The sequence below is a fragment of the Natrinema ejinorense genome, assembly GCF_002494345.1.
GTDB classification, from domain to species: Archaea; Halobacteriota; Halobacteria; order Halobacteriales; family Natrialbaceae; genus Natrinema; species Natrinema longum.
In genome coordinates this window covers 1,207,337-1,225,549 of the sequence record NZ_NXNI01000001.1, presented here as the reverse complement: position 1 = coordinate 1,225,549, position 18,213 = coordinate 1,207,337, and the positions used below count along the sequence as shown (strand labels likewise).

Here is an 18,213-nt window from a genome sequence, read left to right as displayed (position 1 = left end):
ACCATCGAATTATCGTCCCCAACCAAAAACATATTCAACTATATTTTACTATTGTTATTCGAACGGAATAGTGTAACCTCGTCTACTGTCGGACTCTCCACTTTACCAGGATGTCAAGAGCAATAACGCTCGCCGGGGTTGAAAGCGTGACGACCGTCAAAAGGGGGCTCGAAGCCCAGTGTACTACCAGGTACCGTGGAACGTGTCGAACGAGAGACTATCGAGGGGTTCGTCGCCGACGGCGATCCGGTACTCGCCCGGGGTGAGCATCGGTTTGTGGAACTGCGGGCCGTCGTCGGTCGTAATTCGGGGACAGCCGGTGTTGACGAACGCGTCCATATCGAAATTGCGGAGGCGGTCCGGCGTCACTTCGTCCATCGTGATGAGGTAGGCGTTGTCGTTGTCGTCGAGAATGTCCTGTGCCATCTCCCAGCGACCCTGTCCGATCTTGGTACAGAAGATGACGCCCCACTTCTCGGCGTCCATCGCGCGGTGGATGGCTCCGTAGCGCTGTTTCATGAACTTGTCCGTGTCCGCGACGGTGACGACGTTGTTGACCGGATCCGCGATGACGACGTGCTTGTCGGGGTGTTCCATCGCCAGTCCGAGTGGATGGAACTTCCCGCCGCCGACGTATAGCACCTGCTCCGCGGGGACGTCGGCGCTCGCGTAGTTACAGCCCAGTACCTGTCCCTCGTGGGTCAGTCGCTCGTCACCGCGACGGCTCTGAACCTCGTAGCCCCGCTCCTCGAGGAACTCGGTCATCTCCGCGTACCGGTTCATGTGCTGGGCCGTGGTGACGAGGCCGACGCCCTCGGTCTCCTCGGGGGGCTCTAACGTGTCCAGTGCCTCCTCCATGATCGGTGTGACATCGACGTTCGAGAACAGCGGCACGTAAATCACCTTGTCCGTGTCCTTCATCGGCGAGTGGCCGAAGTGAACGAACACGTCGGTCCGCTTCATCAGATAGGTATCCAGATCGCAGGCACCGTAGCAGGGCTGTCCCGAGAGCATGAACGTCACGTCGTCGTCGGCCAGTGCCCGAAGGTCGTCCGCGACGGCTGGCCCTCGTCGTTTCAGTCCTTCGGGGAACTGCAGTCCGACTTTCGTCGCGTCTCGCTCCTCGATCGCATCGACGATCTCCTCGAGTTCGTAATCCCATTCGCGATCGTGCTTGAGACGCATTCCCGTGTTCCGGAGGTCCCCCTCGGTGTACTCCGACTCCTGACTCATTGGCCGTCCTAACGGCCACGGACGTATATACTGCACGTTGTTTCGAGACACAGAAATACGGCACGCAGCGTCGAATTTCGGTCCGGCGTTCCGGTCACCAGGCACTCCGCGGGCGATCGTGGAACGCGCTCGAAAACAGGTGGTCGTCGTCGTGGAGGCGACCACGTTAGTATCGACACGACGGTTCGAACGCCACTCGAAGAGGCGTTTCATCGATCCAGCCCACCGGTTCGTTCACCGGCGGGAAAATGCGGTCAGACAGCGAGTTCGTTTTTCGTCCCAACAGTCATAGTACTGGAGCGTAAACGGAGTACTAATGTCAGCGGAACAGGCCGCAGACGGCTATCTCTTCGACCTTTACCGTCGATACATCGGTGAACCGGAAGACCGGACGGACGTCTACGTCGGGTTCGGGTTGTTTCTCGGCGGAATCGGGCTCGCGATCGTCGGACTCCTGCTCTTTCTGTGGGGCAATACGTTCGATGCGCGATCCGTCGGCTACTTCGCGTGGGTCGGCCCCGCATACGCCCTCGCGATGGTCGCACTTCCCGTCGCGATGCTCGGAATCGTCGTGTTGCTCCCCTCGGAACGACGAGTGTTGTACATCTCGGTCGCCGGCGCTGCCGTCACGATCGCTGCAGTCGTCGGTTTCCTCGTCGCCTATCCCAAAGACTGGAACGGCTACGGCAACGACTACACCGTCCAGGTCATCGCGGTCTACGCCGTCGGCCTCGCCGGTATTACCGCGTCGACCGGTGCGGCACTGATCGCTCACTACCTGGATATGGCACAGCGGGTCGAGGCAGTCGAATCCGACGCCGACGAGACGGACGACGAACCCGACGTGAGCGACGCGGCGGTCCAACAGGACATCGACGAGGCGATGGAAGACGTCGAACTGTCGTGGGGCGGCGTCGAGAAGACCGAACACACGCGACTGAGCTTCGACGAAGACAGCCTCGACGACGTCGATGTCGATACTAGCGTCGGCACCACGACCACCCGCTCCTCGGGCGTCGACGCACAGGTCGCCGGTCTCAAAGGGATGAAAGGCGGCGAGACGAAGCAGACGACCTCGAGTTCGACGGTCGACGATCAGACGGCGAAGCTCAAGGAACTGCGCGAGCAGCAACGAGCGGAGGAACTGGCGACCGCCGACGACGACGGCGCCGTCGACACGTTGGGAAAACCGATCCAGAACCTGCTCGAGCGGTTCCGTAACCTCCTAAAACGGAATTAACGACTGGAGGGGCGGATAAATATCGTCTTAATCTGTCTTTCCGTGAACTGGAATTAACTCACATAGATTTATAATCCGTCGGTGGCCTTGCCCACATATGGCCAAAGGCCTAGACGTCGGAACGATGAACATTCTGTCGGCACAACAGGATGGGAACGATACGGTTTTCGTGCAACAGCGTAATTCGTTCGTCGAGATCGAATACTCGGATATGGCCGAGCAGATGCTCTCGCGAAGCGAAGTACTCCACATTCGCAAAGACGACAAGGTATACGTCGTCGGCGACGACGCGCTGAACTTTGCGAATATTTTCAACAAGGAGACCCGCCGTCCGATGAAACACGGGATCCTCTCGAACGACGAGCAGAGCGCGATCCCGATGATGAAACTCATCATCGAGCAGGTCGTCGGCGAACCCGCCTATCCCGACGAGAAGCTCTATTTCTCGTCCCCAGCGGACCCGATCGACTCCGATCTCTCGACGCTGTACCACCAGAAGACGATCGAGTCGTTCCTCGACGACATGGGGTACGACTCCGAACCGATCAACGAGGGGATGTCCGTCATCTACAGCGAACTCGCGGACAACAACTTCACCGGACTGGGCATCAGCTTCGGTGCCGGGATGACCAACGTCTGTCTTTCCTACTACGCGGTGCCCGTCATGAAGTTCTCCGTCGCTCGCGGTGGCGACTGGGTCGACGAACAGGCCGCCCGCGCGACCGGGACGCCCGTCGACAAAGTCACCTCGATCAAGGAAGACGACTTCGAACTCGACTTCACGACCGATGTCGGCGGCGTCGAGGGTGCGCTCTCGATTTACTACGAGAACCTGCTCGATTACGTCATCGAGAACATCGTCAAGGAAGTCGACGAGGAGGACGTCGAAGAAGGGCTGGACGTCCCGGTCGTCGTCACCGGTGGCACCTCGAGCCCCGACGGCTTCGAGGCGCTGTTCCGTGACCACCTCTCGGAGGCGAACATCCCGTTCTCGATCAGCGGCGTCACGCACGCGAACGAACCGCTGTACAGCGTGGCACGCGGTGGCCTCGTCGCGGCCCGGTCCGACGAGGACATCGACCACGAGGACGCGGACGAAGAGGCGGAAGCGGCGGCCGCAAACGAATAACCGCCGGCTCCGCGGCGCTCGTTCTTTCGACGGCAAGTTCCCGAAGCGACGACTCGAGCGACACACGGTCTGCCGGAACGACTGATCGACGTAACCGCGAAACCGCCTTGCGGTTGCCTCGCCACCGACTGACAGGAGTCCGTCTCAGCCCTCGGCGGAGTCCTCGTAAAACCGGTTGAACGCGTCCCGCCAGGACTCGGTGTTCTCACCGGCCGGCTGGTGTTCGACGGGGATATCGGCGAATCCACAGCGGGAACACGTGATCGTCGACACGTCCCCGAGCGAGAACTCTTCGATGGATCCCCCACACCGTGGGCACTCGTCCATACCTGTAACTGTCACGGGGAATCCTTAACTCTATTCGAACCTGTCGTGAAACCGTACCGTTCGATCGTGAGAGGTTCCCATCGTCGACCCAGGTCGATCAGTTCCCCGACGACCTCGGATTCCGCAATGGCGTCCACTCGGATCGGTCGGTTCACGCATTCACGAACCTTTTTGCACGTCATTCGTGTATTCGATGCCAATGAGATCGTCGTCCACTCGCGCGATCGGCCGACACCAGTCCGTGACTGTTCTCCGTCGCTCTCGAGACCGTCGTCCGCGAGGAATCGATCGCCGTCGACGGCCGAGATGAGCGGGCTCTCACGACGGACCCTCGCCCGGCGACTCGAGTCGATCGCGGACTTCGAGGATCCCTCCGTCTCCCTCGAGCAGTATCTGACGCCGGCGGAACTCGCCGCCCACATCTGTCATCTGGCGGGGTTACAGGACGACCTCGACCGGCAGGTCGTCGATCTGGGAACCGGGACGGGAATGCTCGCGATCGGGGCGGCACTCGCCGGTGCCGATCGGGTTGCCGGCATCGACGTCGATTCGGACGCGCTCGAGTTGGCTCGTCGGAACGAACGGGCAGTCGTCGGCGAGAGCGGTGATCCCGACCACGCGCTCGCGTGGCTTCGCGGGGACGTTGCCCGGCATCCGTTTTCGATCTCCGATGCGACGGTCGTCTCGAACCCTCCATTCGGCGCACAGCGTGGGAACCGACACGCGGATCGGGCCTTCCTCGAGACGGCCAGCGAGATCGCGACGGTTTCGTACACGATCCACAACGAGGGGAGCCAGGCGTTCGTCGAGTCGTTCGCCGCCGACGAAGGTGGGGGCGTGACACACGCGTTCCGCGCGGAATTCCCCATCGCGAAGCGGTTCGCGTTCCACACCGAGACACGGGAGGCCCTCGAGGCCGAAGTGTTCCGCATCGAGTGGGAGTGACGGGCGATCAGCCGGGGCGGAATCGAGGCCCGGAGCGACCGCGAGTGCTACCGGCGATGCGCCGGAGACTAGCACCGACGAGATAGCCAAGCACCGCAAGCGGGAGACCGACGACGAGTGCCGCACCCGTTCCATCGGCAATCGCTTCCGGCAGCGAGACGACCATGGTGAACTGTTCGACCGCGTACACGGTTCCGTACCGGGCGAGTCCGACGCCGAACGGGACGCTGGCGACCAGCGCAAACGTCGGGAGGAATCCGGACGTGACGGCCGCGCCGAGTGCGCCGACGCCAACGAGCAGACTGGTCGCGACCACGACCTCGACGTGGAATTCGGTCCCGGTCCACGTTTCGACGACGAGGGCGGCAATGCGGTCACTGCCGATCGTCGTCCCGACCCCCACTGCGACCGCGAGACCGAGGACGGCTGCCAGAAAAACGGTGGCCATGGATCTGGCGGGGCGATTGCCGACGAGCCAGGACAGTACTGTCGAGACGAGCGATCGTCCCGATTCGCGTAGTTTTCTGCGTCTGCTATCGTTAGATGACATCGTTTTAACCATTCACTTCGACCACAAAAAAGTATGTGGAGAGATGAGCACGGAAGATCGCGATCAGCCGACCGTATCGTAGGTCTCCTCGCTCGCGATCGCGACGCGAGTGCCGTCGGCGCTCGCGTAGATCGTTTCGTTCTCGCGTTGGAAGGTGAGCCCGCCCGCCGACGCCGTCTCGTTGTCGTTCGGGAGCGGCGTCGTGACGGCCCCGGTTTCGCTCGAGTCGACCGCGAGGACGAACGTGTCGTCGTCGGAGTCGATCGTCACGTTCCGCCCGGCGATCTCGGCTTCCGCTCGTGATTCGTTGGATTCGTACGCGAGTTGGCGGTCGTCGCCGTCCTCCCACAGCCAGACCTGATAGACGGTCTCGTTGCCGACGGGTTCCCAGCCGGTCCGTTCGACGTGGACGGTCTCTCGCCAGCCGGGGCCGCCGACGGCGACCGTTTCCTCGCCGGTATAGGCGAGTCGCTGGGTGCTGACCGCCTCGAGCCAGATTTGGCGTCGCTCGCTGGCGACGATCACCCCGCTGGACTCGAGGCCCTCGTCGCTCTCGACCGCGTCGATGCCGATCCCGGTGACGAGTCCGTTCGGAACGCCTTCGACGTACTCGACGGTGTAGTCCTCGATCTGGACGGCCGCGTCCGAGGACGCGCTTGCGTCGTCGACGACGAGGAAGTTGGCCGGGACGGCGATGCCGGCCAGAAGCGCGAGGATACCGACGACCGCGAGGAACGCGACCCCCTTGGGTGTCAGGGCCGACAGCCAGTTCGACTCGCGGGCGCGCCGTCGGCCGCCACCGACGATCTCTCGAACGCGGTCGAGACGAGCCGTGGTGGGACCGTCGTCGCGACCACCGCCTGCGAGTTCGAGCGGGCGGACGACCGAGGACGCCCCGTCGTCGGCCGGCCCCGGCGGTGGTGCCGTCGACCCCGCGAGCAGGCCCTCGAGTCGTCGGGGGAGGAGGGGAGTCTCCGAGGCGGTCATCGAGAGGGTGACGACGAGCGCGAGTACCGAGACGATGGCGACACCGGGGCCCTGAAAGAGGATGTACGAGTTCTCGCCCCCGAACCAGTAGATCGCCCACAGTCCCTTTGAGAACCCAAAGAGGAGCACCGCGAGCCAGAGTCGGAACGGGTTCGGCCGGGTTCCCCGCCGCTCCAGGAGCGCGATGCCGAGGACGAAACCCAGGAAGAGGCCCAGCGCGTGGCCCTGGATGGCGATGCCGGCCCAGGAGGGGGCCGAGGGTGGGCTCGGCTGGGCGGTGTAGGTTCGAATCGGGTCCTGCAGCGCATAAAAGAGCCGCAGGACGACGCTCTGGACGCCTAGCGTGGCGACGATCGTCACGATCGGATAGTGGACGATGGCGAACCCGGCGAAGGCGAAGACGACGCCCGAGAAGCCGATCACGGGGCCGAGCGCGAACAGACTCGTCACCAGCCCGATTGCGACGACGGCCAGCGGAAAGAGAACGAACGCCCGAACCCGCGGATCGGTTCGCCACGAGTCGGGTCGCTGTGGGTCGCGCTCGTCCGGATAGTGACCCCAGGCGTACTCCGCCAGCGGCGCGACGACGACCGTCCCGGCGAGATTGCCGACGAGATGGCCGGGGCCGGCGTGGGAAAACGACGCCGTCGCCATTCCCAGCGGGTAGAAGTACGACCAGGTGCGGTAGGGAATCGTCACCGGATCGTCGACGTTCGTGATGCCGTCCTGGACGAAGAGATAGACGGCGACGACGAACGCGATCACCACGATCGATCCCCACGGGATTCCGTAGACGAATCGGGATCGGAGCACGTCGCGCCAGCGTCGCTCCGGCCGATGGACCCGCCTGACGATCGCGATCGATCCCACTAGCGCCGCGGCGACGAGAACCGACAGCGTGGCCGCAAGCGAGAGCATGTGCCGTCGTTCGAACGGGGGCGTATAGTGATTTGCCTTCAGCGAACGGCCGTCCAGCGGCGGCTTCGAAAGGTACAAGCAGCCGACGACCGGACTGGATGACATGGAACTGCGGGTCACCGAGAGCACCGACAACGAACTCTCGATCGAGATCGCCGGCGAGGATCACACCTTCATGAACGTGCTCAAGGGCGCGCTGCTCGAGCACGACGACGTGAGCGCAGCGACCTACGACGTCAACCCCGAGCAGTCGGGGGGTCAGACGGAGCCAATCCTGACGATCAAGACCGAAGGCGGCGCGGATCCCCTCGAATGCCTCGAGGAGGCGGCCGTGACCGTCCGCGAGAAGGCGACGTCGTTCCGGGACGCGTTCGAAGCGGCCGCCTGATCCCCCCGACAGTCGATCGCAGCGCTCTCGCTGTTCTCGTATTGGCGCGAACCTGTTCTCGCCGTTTTCCTCCGATCTCGAGCCCGCCGTCGAGAGCGGTTAGCAGACGGTATAATAGACGTAGATGTCGTCGTTCGGTGCGACGTGGACGTCGATCCCTTCGGCGTCGAACCCGGCCCGAACGGCGTCACCGAACTGTGAGGAGAGAAGCGCCCGGGCGATGTCGTCGGCGAGTGCCGACTCGTCGTCGTACGCTCCGATCGACCGCTCGGAGAGGATCAGTGGCGCGCCGGAGACTCGTGCGTTACCGCACCCGTGATCGAACTGGCTAGCCCTCGCGTCGTCGGGATCCCTGTCGGAGAACGCTTCCGCGACGAGCCGTCGGTTTTCGTACTCGGCGTAGTCCGCGAGGCCCTCGTCGTACGATCGTCCCGCCGAGGACTCCCGTTCCATCTCGAGTCGCTCGTGAATCTCGCCTTCCATCGCCTCGAGATCGAACCCTGCTGACTCGGCCCCATCGCCCGGCGCGTCGGGCGGCGATGGCTGGCCGATCCCCGGGAGCACCGAGACCGGAACGATTCCCGTCGCGAACAGCGCGATGACGACGCCGACGACGGCGAAGATCGGCAGGTAAGGCTTTGCGACCTCGAACCAGCTCGGCGTGTCGAGATCCTGCTCGAGCCCCTCGTAGGTCCGTTCGACCCGCTCGAGGTCGGGATTGCCACAGCGGGAACACGGCGGGGTGTTCCGGACGTGTTCGCGGCCGCAGTTCGGACAGGCCCAGACGTACTCCGGCCCGGTCTCGACGGTTCCGGACGGGATCGGCTCGCCGCCGGCATCGCTCGCGCCGTCGGTCTCGTCTACCCGGACGACCGCCTTCTCGAAGGCGTTGTGACCGCACTCGTCACAGGGAGGATCGTTTTCCGCGTGTGGTTTCCCACACCGCGTACACCGCCATTTCACTGTCGGAAAGCAGGACTGCGGCGGAATAAACGTATTGGATGTCCGATCGGAACCGGTCCGTCAACGGATCGTTCGAGGCGGCCGAGACATCGGTGGCCGCGGACGTGTCGCCCTCATACGGTCTACTGGAAGTCATTGCCGGTGGGACCGGGACCGCCCTGCGGTCCCACCGGGACATCGGGACAGCAAACCGTATCAGAGACGAACGGGGACGCCGTGGTCGTCCAGATAGGCCTTCGTCTCCTCGATGGAGTACTCGTCGAAGTGGAAGATCGAGGCCGCAAGTCCGGCGTCGGCACCCGCCTCGGCGAACACGTCGTACATGTCTTCGGGGCCGCCACAGCCCGAGGAGGCGATCACCGGGGTATCGACGGTATCACAGACCGCCTTCGTCAACGGCAGGTCGTAGCCGTCTTTCGTGCCGTCCTTGTCGATCGAGTTGACGAACAGTTCGCCCGCCCCGCGGGACTCGGCTTCCGCGGCCCACTCGAGGACGTCGATGCCGGTCCCCTCGCGGCCGCCTTTCTTCGTACACTCGAACCAGCAGGACTCGCCGTCGATCTCGACGTAGTGCTCGCCCCCCTCGTCGAAGCGCCGCCGGGCGTCGACGCTGATGACGATACACTGGTTGCCGAAGGCCCTCGCGCCCTCGTTGATCAGTTCGGGCCGCTCGAGAGCGCCGGTGGTGATCGAGACCTTGTCCGCGCCGGCCCGCAGGGTCTCCTTGATGTCCTCGGTGGTGCGGATACCGCCACCGACGGTGAGCGGAATAAAGACCTCGTCTGCGACGCGCTCGACGACGTCGAGCATCGTCTCGCGACCCTCCGCCGAGGCGGTGATGTCGAGGAAGACGAACTCGTCTGCGCCCGCGCGGTTGTACGCGCGAGCCATCTCGACCGGATCGCCGGTGTATTTCAGGTCCTCGAAGTTGACGCCGGTGTAGACTGCCGGGTTCCCGTCCGCGTCGAGATCCACGTCGATACACGGGATGACTCGCTTTGTCAGTACCATGTGGTTGTTAGGCGAGCCTTCGCACCGGGGATAGTAAAGGGGTCTGGATCGGGCAACGGCTCCGACCATCGTGACGACGTTCGTGCTATCCCTCGAGCACGCGCGACCGAAACGCATCGACCGCCTCCGGAAGCACCTCGAGCGATGCCCGAACGCGCACGTAGTCTCCGTACTCGCTGTTCAGCGACGTGACGGCATCGGAGTCGGCGTCGGCCACTCGTCGCACGGACTGGTCGGCCCACTCGAGTCGCTGACTCGTTTCCGCGAGTGCCAACGCTCCGGGCGATGGGTCGGTGAGCGCGTCTCGCGCCGTCTCGGCCGCGCCGATCGCGGCCTTCCGTTCGTCGCGGACGTCGGCGAGCGTTTCGGGGAGTGAGACCGAACCGTCCGCGATTCGGTCGCGAACGACCGCGAACGTCCGGAACGCCTGTTCGAATCGAACAGCGTGATAGAGCCCCGTTCCGAGGTCCCCGTCGCTCACTGAAGTCTCCATTCTCTCTCGCTCGTCCGTGACGGCATTACCGGTCCGCCAGAGAATGTGCTCGAGGTACGTCTCGTTGATGTCGCCGACGCCGATTTCGTCGAACCAGTCGTCGTCCTGTGCGGGAAAGGCGACGCCGTCGGCGTAGTCGACGCACCGCTCGAGCGCGCCGCGCAGGATCGGCTCGAGGTCGATCGGCTCGTCGAGCGTCGCCTCGTACCGATCGGCGAAGTGCTCCCAGCCGCTCGCCGTCGCCGCCGCGGACTCCAGGTCGGCGGCGGCCTCGCCTGTGTCGATGACGGTTGCGCCCTCGTCGATCTCCCATTGCCCGAGAGACCCGATCGCCCGGTCGAGGGCGGCCTCGAGCCGGGAGTAGTAGAGGGCCGAGCGGAACAGTTCGTCGTCGGTGGCGTTTCCGCGATACGCGAGCGACGTGCGCTGATCGCGGACCCGCGGCTGGAGTTCGCTGTACTCGTCCACGAGATCGGCGGCCAGCGTCTCGTCGTCGATGGCCGACCACGTCGTTATCGCTTGCCGAGCGTTGGCACGGCCTCCTCGAAGACCACGAAGCGCGTGATACAGCGCTGGCCCCGTCGCATCGGCCGCCTCGGCCCGGCTCTCGCCGGCCTCGTTGCGCGCGTCGGCGATCGATTCGCGGACGACTCCGTTCGGGACCGCCTCCACCGTGAGCGGGTTGGGGATCGGTGCCACCAGTTCGTCGACCCGCTCGAGTGCGGTTTCGATCGCACTCGCGTCGGGCCGTACCGGAACCGGGCCGTCGATCCGCGGAGCGGGCGGTGAGAGAACGCTGGCGACTTCCGAGACGGGAAACGACCCGTTCGTTTCGTCGATCCACGGGAAGCTACTGCAGCCGGCGACGGCAACCCCGGACACCGCGGTGAGCCCGGCGAGGAACCGCCGTCGGTCAGTCGACCGCCGGTTCGACGCGGTCATTCGCGACTCCCCTCCTCGCCGTCGGTTGCGTTCGCGTCTGAAGAGTCGGTCCCGTTCGAGACCGGTTCGGATCCGTTCTCTCCCTCGATGATCGAGCCTCGACAGGACGCGCTCTCGGAACTCGAGTGACTCGATGGCGTGTCCTCGTACGATCGCTGGATCCGGAAGACGACGACTTCCATCACGTCGGTATCGGCCTCACAGGGCGTCATCGGGTCTTTCAGCGTGCGGCAGTACCGTCGATGAAAATTGCCGTCCGTCGCCTGAACGCTCCGTACGTGTCTGTGATAACAGTCGCCGATGGGACGCTGATCGATGACGATCGATTCAGTCTCGAAATCAGTGTCGTCGACGAACTCGCGTATCTCAGTCGTTTCCTCGGCGTTCTCCTCGAGATCGATCCGGAGTGCATCGGCATCACCGTCATCGATCAGGAAAAACGACCCGGTGTGTAGCGGCGGCCGATCCTCGTCTTTCTGCCGCTGGGCCGCCGCTTCGTTCGGATAGACGAACGGTGCCCCGTCGGCCGAGCGCACGAACAGGACGTCGTACTCGTGGGTCGATTCGGACACCCGATTCGTGTCGTGAACGGTCTCGCTGTCGCCGGTCGATCCGCCGCTCCCGGAACACCCCGCAACCACCGTCGAAAGGCAACTACCGCCGGCAGCGAGTACCCGCCTGCGGGAGAGCGTCGTGGAGGACATCGTCCACCGATGGTTACTCGAGCGATATATACTTCCGGATGACAGAACGGCCGAGGCGGCGTCCCCCGACGCTCCGCTGTAGATGTCTTTAAGGGACCGAGCCGAGAAGGGGCACTTATGACGGACGACACTGCAACCCCCGACGATGACGATTCGGGAGCCGACGTCGGTCACGATCTCGAGACCGAACGAACGACCGCACCGATGAGCGACTACTCGTCGCGAGCCGTCCTCGTCGGTCTCATCGTTGCACTCGTCGGCGCAGCGATCGCGTTCGGAATTCCGGTACTCGCAGTCGGAATATAAGTTAAAAGACGTACTCGTCGTCGTGGCCCATCATGCCATCGTCTTCGAGGCCGGTGCCGCCGGTCGCTCCCTCCTCTTCGTCCATCGGTCCACTGGTCTTGTAGGCCTTGATGCCCGTCGAGAGGAGGTCCTCGATCGCCTCCTCACGGTTGACGAACTCGCCGCGTTCGACCATCTGGGCGATCTGCATCTCGAGGTGTTCCGGTATGGTGATCTCTACTTTCGGCATCTGATTCGGCTTTCGGCGAGGGGGTATTTAGGTTTGACGGGGAACGCACATCTACTGGGACACATATGTGAATCATCGAACCTATTGATGGCCCTCGAGGAATACCGAAGGCACAGCGGGTGTTGCCGAGGCGTCGATTCGTCGCCCGGTTAGCGACTGCCCATCATCGAATCGATCGCATCACGCAGTTTCGTTCCGGGCTTGGTCAACGTCTCGAGTTGCTGGCGCATCCGGCGCTGGTTGAAGTAACTGGCGAACGCGAGGATGGTCGGCGGCCAGAGGCCGACGAACGTGCCGAGTTCGCGCTCTCCCTGTACGAAGTAGTAGTATAGTGCGAGCCCGACCGATGCAGCCGACGCGATGAACGCGGGCCCCATCGCCTGCTCGCCGACCTCTGCCGTTGACCGTCCGGACATTTCCCGTTCCGTGAGCTGTTCTGTGCTAGCCATGCATCGATAGTCTCGCCGAGACTGTACTAAGGGGTGGCGAGGGTTTCGCCGGACAGAACCTCGTTGTGACGCCGAGTCGATTCTTTCCCTCGGTTTCCAGCCCGACGCCGTCGGGCTAATTCCGGATTTCTCGAGCGGATGGATGTCGACCGGTGTGACAGTCGCCGATCGGAACGCGAATCGCCTCGCCTACGGCCAGTCGGTTCCTCCGAGTTCGATCGAACACGAGGTGTCGGCTCACCGGCGGACGGATGGCAGTCGATGGCGTCACATCTACGTCCGTCGGGACGAACGCACGAACATGGACACCACGGACGTTACGGATCTCTACCAGGAGTTCGGCGACGACCGACTGCCGCCGGGACAGCGCGAGACCTCCGAGTTTCCGGTTCTCTCGAAGAGCGGGCGGCCCGACTGGGATCCGGAGACCTGGGAGTTTACCGTCACCGGGGCGGTCGAGGAGGAACTGCGCTTCTCGTGGGACGAGTTCCGGTCCTTGCCGAGTGTCACCCAGCGACAGGACTTTCACTGCGTGACCGGCTGGAGCAAGTTCGACTGCGAGTTTACGGGCGTTCCGTTCCTCGAACTCGCCGACCGGGCCGGCGTCGACGAGGATGCGGTCCACGTCATGTTCGCCGCGCTCGACGACTATACGACCGACCTCCCGCTCGAGGAGTGCATGCGCGAGGAGGTGTTGTTCGCGTGGGGGTTCGACGGCGAGCCGCTTCCCGAAGACCACGGCGGCCCGCTCCGGGTCGTCACGCCCCACAGATACGCCTACAAGGGTGCGAAGTGGGTCGACGGCATCGAGTTCCTTACCGACCCTCAGCGGGGCTACTGGGAACGGCGCGGCTACTCGCAGACGGCTGATCCGTGGCAGGAAGAACGATACAGTTGAGCTTCCCACCATTCCCGCTCGGTCGGTCGGCGAATAGTTAGGCTGAAGGCCGGGCGGTCCTGACGTGCGGTCGATGGATCGATCGTCGGGCGATGGTCGACTGGCGAGTGACGGTGAGTCGGCGGCCGGCACTGCCGACCTCGTCGGCCGGAGTCGCAAACTCGAGGGCGTCTCCTTCGGCGCGATTCTCGACGGCAGTGCCGAGTCGTGCGTCCAGTGGGCTACCCCCGACGGTCTCGAACTCGTCGGTCGGGGCGTTGCCGCCCGGTTCAGGGCCGGTGGCACCGACCGATTCGATCGGATCCGGTCGCAGGCTAGCCGGGCCTTCGACGGGCTCGAACACGAGGGGCCCCCGGCAGCCCGGCCACGAGCGTTCGGCGGGTTTTCGTTTCACGACGGCCACGAGCCGGCGCCGCCCTGGACCGGCTTCGACGCGGCGTCGTTCGTCGTCCCGCAGGTTCTCGTCACTCGGACCGACGACGGGACGTGGCTGACGGCCGTCGGAACCGGCGAAGACGAAGCCGCCGACCGACTCGAGCACTGGCACGAGCGGCTGGCGGCCCTCCCGGCGATGCGACCGAGCGGGTCGACGCCGGGCGTCGCCGCGACACGGCGGACGACCTCGCCCGCGGACTGGTCGGCCCAGGTCGAGACCGCACTCGAGCGGATCGCCGACGGCCGGTTGCGGAAAGTCGTCCTCGCGCAGGCCCTCTCGGTCGACCTCGAGGGGCCCGTCGACGTCCCCGCGACGCTCGAGCGCCTGCGCCGCCAGTATCCGAACTGTTATCGCTTTCTGGTCGGTCACGAAATCGGCGGGACGTTCTTCGGCGCACCACCCGAACGGCTGGTCTCGAAGCACGGCGATCGCGTCGAGACGGAAGCGCTCGCCGGCTCGGTCCCCCGCGGCGAGACGCCGGCCGAGGACGACGAACACGTCGAGCGGATGCGGGCGGACGCGAAGTTCCAGCACGAACACGGGCTCGTCGTGGACGCGATCCGCGAACAGCTCGCCCCGCTCGCGAGCGAACTCACCGTCAGCGAGCAGACGATTCGACGGCTGGCGACCATTCAACACCTCCAGACGCCGATCGAAGCGAGGCTCGCGGGGGATCGGCACGTCCTCGAGATCGTCGAGGCACTGCATCCGACGCCCGCGGTCGGCGGCGTCCCGCCCGACGCTGCCTGGGAGACGATCCGCGAGACGGAGACGTTCGATCGTGGCTGGTACGCCGCACCCGTGGGGTGGTTCGACGCCGACGGCGACGGCGAGTTCGCCGTCGCCATCCGATCCGGCATCGCGGCCGACGGCGCGGTGACGCTCTTTGCGGGCAACGGGATCGTCGCCGACAGCGACCCGGCCGAGGAGTGGGACGAGGTACAGCTCAAGTTCCGACCGATCCTCGATGAACTCCGGTCGAAGCCGAACCGATGACGGCACCAAACCGCGCGACGCTGTGGGGTCGCGTCCTCGTCGACGAACTCGCAAAGCACGGGCTCGAGGGCGTCTGTATCGCCCCGGGCAGTCGCTCGACGCCGCTGACGGTCGCGTTCGCCGAACACCCGACTATCGACGTCTACTCGCACCTCGACGAGCGCTCGGCGGCGTACTTCGCGCTCGGTCGTGCCCGTCGCACCGGCGAGCCGACGGCGGTGGTCTGTACTTCCGGGACGGCGGCGGCCAACTTCCATCCCGCCGTGATGGAGGCCGATCAGGCCCGCGTTCCCCTGCTCGTGCTCACGGCCGACCGACCGCCCGAACTCCGGGACAGCGGCGCGAACCAGACCGTCGATCAGGTCAAACTCTACGGCGACGCGGTCCGGTGGTATACGGAACTGCCCGAACCCGAACCCGACGAGCGGAAAGTGCGACGTCTCCGGACGACCGCCGCGCGGGCGCTCTCCGAAACGACCGGCGAGCCGCCCGGTCCGGTCCACTGTAACTGTCCGTTTCGCAAGCCGCTCGAGCCGACCCCGGTGCCCGGCGACGTGCCGGAGTCGTTTGCCGAGACGACGGCCGCACGGGGTCGTGACGGCCCCTTCGTCGAAACGACTCGCGGGACGGGAACGCTCGCGGCCGAGGAGCACGGAGCGCTTCTGCAAGCGCTCGAGGCCGCCGACCGACCGCTCGTCGTCGCGGGTCCCGCCGATCCGACGGCGCTTTCCGCCCTCGAGCCTGCGGCCGTCACCGAACTCGCGGACCGACTCGGCGCGCCGATCCTCGCGGACCCGCTTTCGGGACTGCGATTCGGTCCGCACGTCCGCCCCGAGAGCGACGACGGGACTGGCCGACTGCGGACGATCTACGGCGGCTACGACACCTACATCGGAGAGTTACCACCCCCCGATGTCGTTCTCAGGTTCGGTGCCTCTCCCACGTCGAAACCGCTTCGTCACTGGCTTCGGGACGCCGATGCCCGGCAGTTCCTCGTCGATCCCGCAGGCGCGTGGCGCGAGGCGACGTTCACCGCCACCGACCTGCTCGTCGCCGAGCCCGCGGCCGTCGTCGACGGCCTGCTCGAGGCGCTGACGACGGCTGAGAGCGGGCTCAACGAGGGGATGACCGACGACGACTGGCGCGCCCGGTTCGACGCGGCCGAACGTCGCCACTGGACGGTCCGCGACGAGGCACTGGAGCCGTCGATACTCGAGTCCGACCCCTTCGAGGGGGCGATCCTCGCGTCGGTCGTCTCGAACGCGCCGGATCCGGCGACGGTGTTCGTCTCGAACAGCATGCCGATCCGGGACGCCGACCGGTTCGCGCGACCGCGAACCGCCGACCTGACGGTGCTCGCAAATCGCGGCGCGAGCGGTATCGACGGGATCACGAGTACGGCACTCGGTGCTGGCAGCACCGCCGACGAACCGCTGGTGCTCGTCACCGGCGATCTGGCCCTCTATCACGATTCGAACGGGCTGCTCGCGGTCGATCGCTGTGACGTCGACGCCACGATCGTGCTGCTGGACAACGACGGCGGCGGCATCTTCCACGAACTCCCCATCGAGGCGTTCGATCCGCCGTTCACGGAGCAGTTCAAGACGCCCCACGGCCTCGAGTTCGACGCGCTCGCGGACCTGTACGGACTCGAGTTCCAGCGCGTGACTCCCACGGCGTTCGACGCCGCGTACCGTCGATCGATCGACGCGTCGGGGACGCAGCTCCTCGCGGTCGAATTCGATTCCGAAGCGAGCCACCGGCGTCGGGACGCACTCGCCGAGCGCGTCAGGTCGGCCGTCGGCGGAACCCCCGAGTGATCAGGGTCGGAGCACCCACCAGAGAGCGACGGCGTTGCCCAGCGGGACCCAGGCGAACGCGAGCGTCAGCAAGCCGACCAGGGTGAACGGGTCGGCCAGTCCGGTCTGGAGCATGCCAACGGGAAAGAGGACGCTCCAGACCCCGAAGGTCGCGATCGCGACGCGGGGCATCGTCAGCAGATAGCCCACCAGTGCGAGCGTACACGCCGCGATAATCGCGTTGACCGGGAGCGAAAACATCGTCGTCAGACTCGCGGCGACGAACAGCGGATAGAGGAGGGCGACGGCACCGACCGAGACCACCGTCGTCCGGTCGAACGGGTGTCCGTTCCGCTCGAGGTCGATCTCGTCGTTCCAGTCGTGAACGGAGTATTCGGCTTCCTCGTCCTGTGAGTCGGTCGATTCTCCGACCGTGGTGGTCGTTCCCGTTCCGGGTGTCCCGAGGTCGCTGCCGTCGTCGCCGACGAACGGGCCGCCGGTTGCCGCGTGCCGTTTCGCTCGTCGACGGCGGCGTTTGGATCGTTGTCGAGCGTGGTGGCTCCCCCGCTCGGTTTCCTCGTTCGTCTCCGTCCGTCCGCTGGTGGTCTCGGTCGTCTCCGTTTCTCCGCCAGCCCCGGCGTCCGTGCCGGTCGAGCGCCGTTGCCTGCCGTTCGACGTCGTCCCCGCGTCGGTCGCGGTCCGCCCCGTCCCGGCGGACGATCCCTGCCTCCCGGTGGCCGTCCGCCCGCTCCCCGTCGACCGCTGCGTGGTGTCGGTTCGGTCGGTATCCGACTCCCGGCTCCGGGATTCCTCGCTTCCGTCGCTCGAGTCGTGTGTCGCCTGGGCGAGCCCGACGTACGCCTCGTGGCCGAGGCGGTCGTAGCGTGCGCGTTCCGTTCCGTCGGTGAGGACGGACTTCGCGGTCGTGACACGCTGGAACTGCTCGGCCGCGTCGGGGTCGTCGGAGTGGTCCGGATGCGTCTCGAGGACGCGGTCGCGATAGGCCGACTCGATTTCCTCCTGGGTCGCGTCCGGATCGACCTCGAGGACGTCGTAGTACGTCTCGCCCATTCCCTACGAGGATGTCGAACGACCGGGTAAAAAATCAATCGGGTGAGAAGACTGTCACTGGCGGAGAGAGGTCGACGTTCGGTGCTGTAGCGTCAGTGCTCAGCGGTCCAAAACCCATAAATAAATCCTATAGTGCGATACGAAACGGGCCGAACCGCGACGCGAACCTATTTCATGGTCGGCACACCAACGTCGAGCA

Annotated in this window: 19 protein-coding genes; 8 read left to right on the top strand and 11 right to left on the bottom strand. The window is 65.1% G+C overall.

Going from position 1 to position 18,213, the window contains the following annotated elements; translation table 11 throughout:
• Positions 1-183: 183 nt before the first annotated feature.
• Positions 184-1,233 (bottom strand): diphthamide biosynthesis enzyme Dph2, encoded by a 1,050-nt coding sequence (dph2, locus tag CP557_RS06080; protein ID WP_097379091.1) that lies wholly within the window; start codon positions 1,231-1,233, stop codon positions 184-186.
• Between the two features lie 316 nt (positions 1,234-1,549).
• Between dph2 and CP557_RS06075 the strand changes: the two genes are divergently transcribed.
• Together CP557_RS06075 and CP557_RS06070 are read left to right on the top strand one after the other, a co-directional pair.
• Positions 1,550-2,473 (top strand): DUF7139 domain-containing protein, encoded by a 924-nt coding sequence (locus CP557_RS06075; RefSeq protein ID WP_097379090.1) that lies wholly within the window; start codon positions 1,550-1,552, stop codon positions 2,471-2,473.
• Positions 2,474-2,570: 97 nt separating this feature from the next.
• Positions 2,571-3,602: a disk-shape morphogenesis protein volactin gene (locus CP557_RS06070; protein ID WP_097379089.1), complete on the top strand. Its 1,032-nt coding sequence runs from the start codon at positions 2,571-2,573 to the stop codon at positions 3,600-3,602.
• A gap of 144 nt (positions 3,603-3,746) precedes the next feature.
• On the opposite strand, the gene CP557_RS06065 is transcribed toward CP557_RS06070, so the two are convergent.
• On the bottom strand, positions 3,747-3,929 hold the full coding sequence (locus tag CP557_RS06065) for a zf-TFIIB domain-containing protein (RefSeq protein WP_097379088.1): 183 nt from the start codon (positions 3,927-3,929) through the stop codon (positions 3,747-3,749).
• Between the two features lie 306 nt (positions 3,930-4,235).
• Here CP557_RS06065 and CP557_RS06060 point away from each other — a divergent pair, with 306 nt between their 5' ends.
• Entirely contained in the window at positions 4,236-4,874 is a 639-nt protein-coding gene (locus tag CP557_RS06060) for an METTL5 family protein (RefSeq protein ID WP_097379087.1), read from the top strand.
• Positions 4,875-4,881: 7 nt separating this feature from the next.
• On the opposite strand, the gene CP557_RS06055 is transcribed toward CP557_RS06060, so the two are convergent.
• Entirely contained in the window at positions 4,882-5,424 is a 543-nt protein-coding gene (locus CP557_RS06055) for a hypothetical protein (protein ID WP_097379086.1), read from the bottom strand.
• A gap of 63 nt (positions 5,425-5,487) precedes the next feature.
• On the bottom strand, positions 5,488-7,329 hold the full coding sequence (locus tag CP557_RS06050) for a rhomboid family intramembrane serine protease (protein ID WP_097379085.1): 1,842 nt from the start codon (positions 7,327-7,329) through the stop codon (positions 5,488-5,490).
• 103 nt (positions 7,330-7,432) lie between these two features.
• On the opposite strand from CP557_RS06050, the gene CP557_RS06045 reads away from it, so the two are divergent.
• On the top strand, positions 7,433-7,717 hold the full coding sequence (locus CP557_RS06045) for a DNA-directed RNA polymerase subunit L (protein ID WP_097379084.1): 285 nt from the start codon (positions 7,433-7,435) through the stop codon (positions 7,715-7,717).
• A gap of 99 nt (positions 7,718-7,816) precedes the next feature.
• Here the strand turns inward: CP557_RS06045 and CP557_RS06040 are convergent, their stop codons facing one another.
• The 4 genes from CP557_RS06040 to CP557_RS06025 all read right to left on the bottom strand — a co-directional run bounded on the left by CP557_RS06040 (position 7,817) and on the right by CP557_RS06025 (position 11,830).
• Positions 7,817-8,680 carry a hypothetical protein gene (locus tag CP557_RS06040; RefSeq protein ID WP_097379083.1) on the bottom strand — a complete coding sequence of 288 codons (864 nt, stop codon included), beginning with the start codon at positions 8,678-8,680 and terminating at the stop codon, positions 7,817-7,819.
• 195 nt (positions 8,681-8,875) lie between these two features.
• A complete protein-coding gene (hisF, locus tag CP557_RS06035) occupies positions 8,876-9,691 on the bottom strand; it encodes an imidazole glycerol phosphate synthase subunit HisF (protein ID WP_097379082.1) in 816 nt (271 codons plus the stop codon).
• A gap of 85 nt (positions 9,692-9,776) precedes the next feature.
• Complete coding sequence (locus CP557_RS06030) at positions 9,777-11,126, bottom strand: hypothetical protein (protein ID WP_097379081.1); 1,350 nt, start codon at positions 11,124-11,126, stop codon at positions 9,777-9,779.
• On the bottom strand, positions 11,123-11,830 hold the full coding sequence (locus tag CP557_RS06025) for a hypothetical protein (RefSeq protein WP_143825034.1): 708 nt from the start codon (positions 11,828-11,830) through the stop codon (positions 11,123-11,125). Before CP557_RS06025 ends, CP557_RS06030 begins: the two co-directional genes overlap by 4 nt.
• A 117-nt stretch (positions 11,831-11,947) precedes the next feature.
• On the opposite strand from CP557_RS06025, the gene CP557_RS06020 reads away from it, so the two are divergent.
• The gene (locus tag CP557_RS06020; protein WP_097379079.1) at positions 11,948-12,136 is read left to right on the top strand and encodes a DUF7550 family protein; all 189 of its coding nucleotides are present in this window, start codon (positions 11,948-11,950) and stop codon (positions 12,134-12,136) included.
• Between the two features lies 1 nt (position 12,137).
• Here CP557_RS06020 and CP557_RS06015 read toward each other — a convergent pair whose 3' ends face one another.
• Entirely contained in the window at positions 12,138-12,365 is a 228-nt protein-coding gene (locus CP557_RS06015; protein ID WP_092933605.1) for a ribbon-helix-helix domain-containing protein, read from the bottom strand.
• Positions 12,366-12,514: 149 nt separating this feature from the next.
• Positions 12,515-12,814, bottom strand: a complete 300-nt coding sequence (locus tag CP557_RS06010; RefSeq protein WP_097379078.1) for a hypothetical protein — start codon at positions 12,812-12,814, stop codon at positions 12,515-12,517.
• Between the two features lie 301 nt (positions 12,815-13,115).
• Between CP557_RS06010 and CP557_RS06005 the strand changes: the two genes are divergently transcribed.
• From CP557_RS06005 to menD, 3 genes are all read left to right on the top strand, one after another.
• Positions 13,116-13,712 carry a sulfite oxidase-like oxidoreductase gene (locus tag CP557_RS06005; RefSeq protein ID WP_097381547.1) on the top strand — a complete coding sequence of 199 codons (597 nt, stop codon included), beginning with the start codon at positions 13,116-13,118 and terminating at the stop codon, positions 13,710-13,712.
• A gap of 73 nt (positions 13,713-13,785) precedes the next feature.
• Positions 13,786-15,144, top strand: coding sequence for an isochorismate synthase (locus CP557_RS06000; RefSeq protein WP_097379077.1), 1,359 nt, complete (start codon positions 13,786-13,788; stop codon positions 15,142-15,144).
• Entirely contained in the window at positions 15,141-16,964 is a 1,824-nt protein-coding gene (gene menD / locus CP557_RS05995) for a 2-succinyl-5-enolpyruvyl-6-hydroxy-3-cyclohexene-1-carboxylic-acid synthase (RefSeq protein WP_097379076.1), read from the top strand. Before CP557_RS06000 ends, menD begins: the two co-directional genes overlap by 4 nt.
• Here the strand turns inward: menD and CP557_RS05990 are convergent, their stop codons facing one another.
• Positions 16,965-18,014 (bottom strand): J domain-containing protein, encoded by a 1,050-nt coding sequence (locus CP557_RS05990; protein ID WP_097379075.1) that lies wholly within the window; start codon positions 18,012-18,014, stop codon positions 16,965-16,967.
• Between the last annotated feature and the right edge of the window lie 199 nt (positions 18,015-18,213).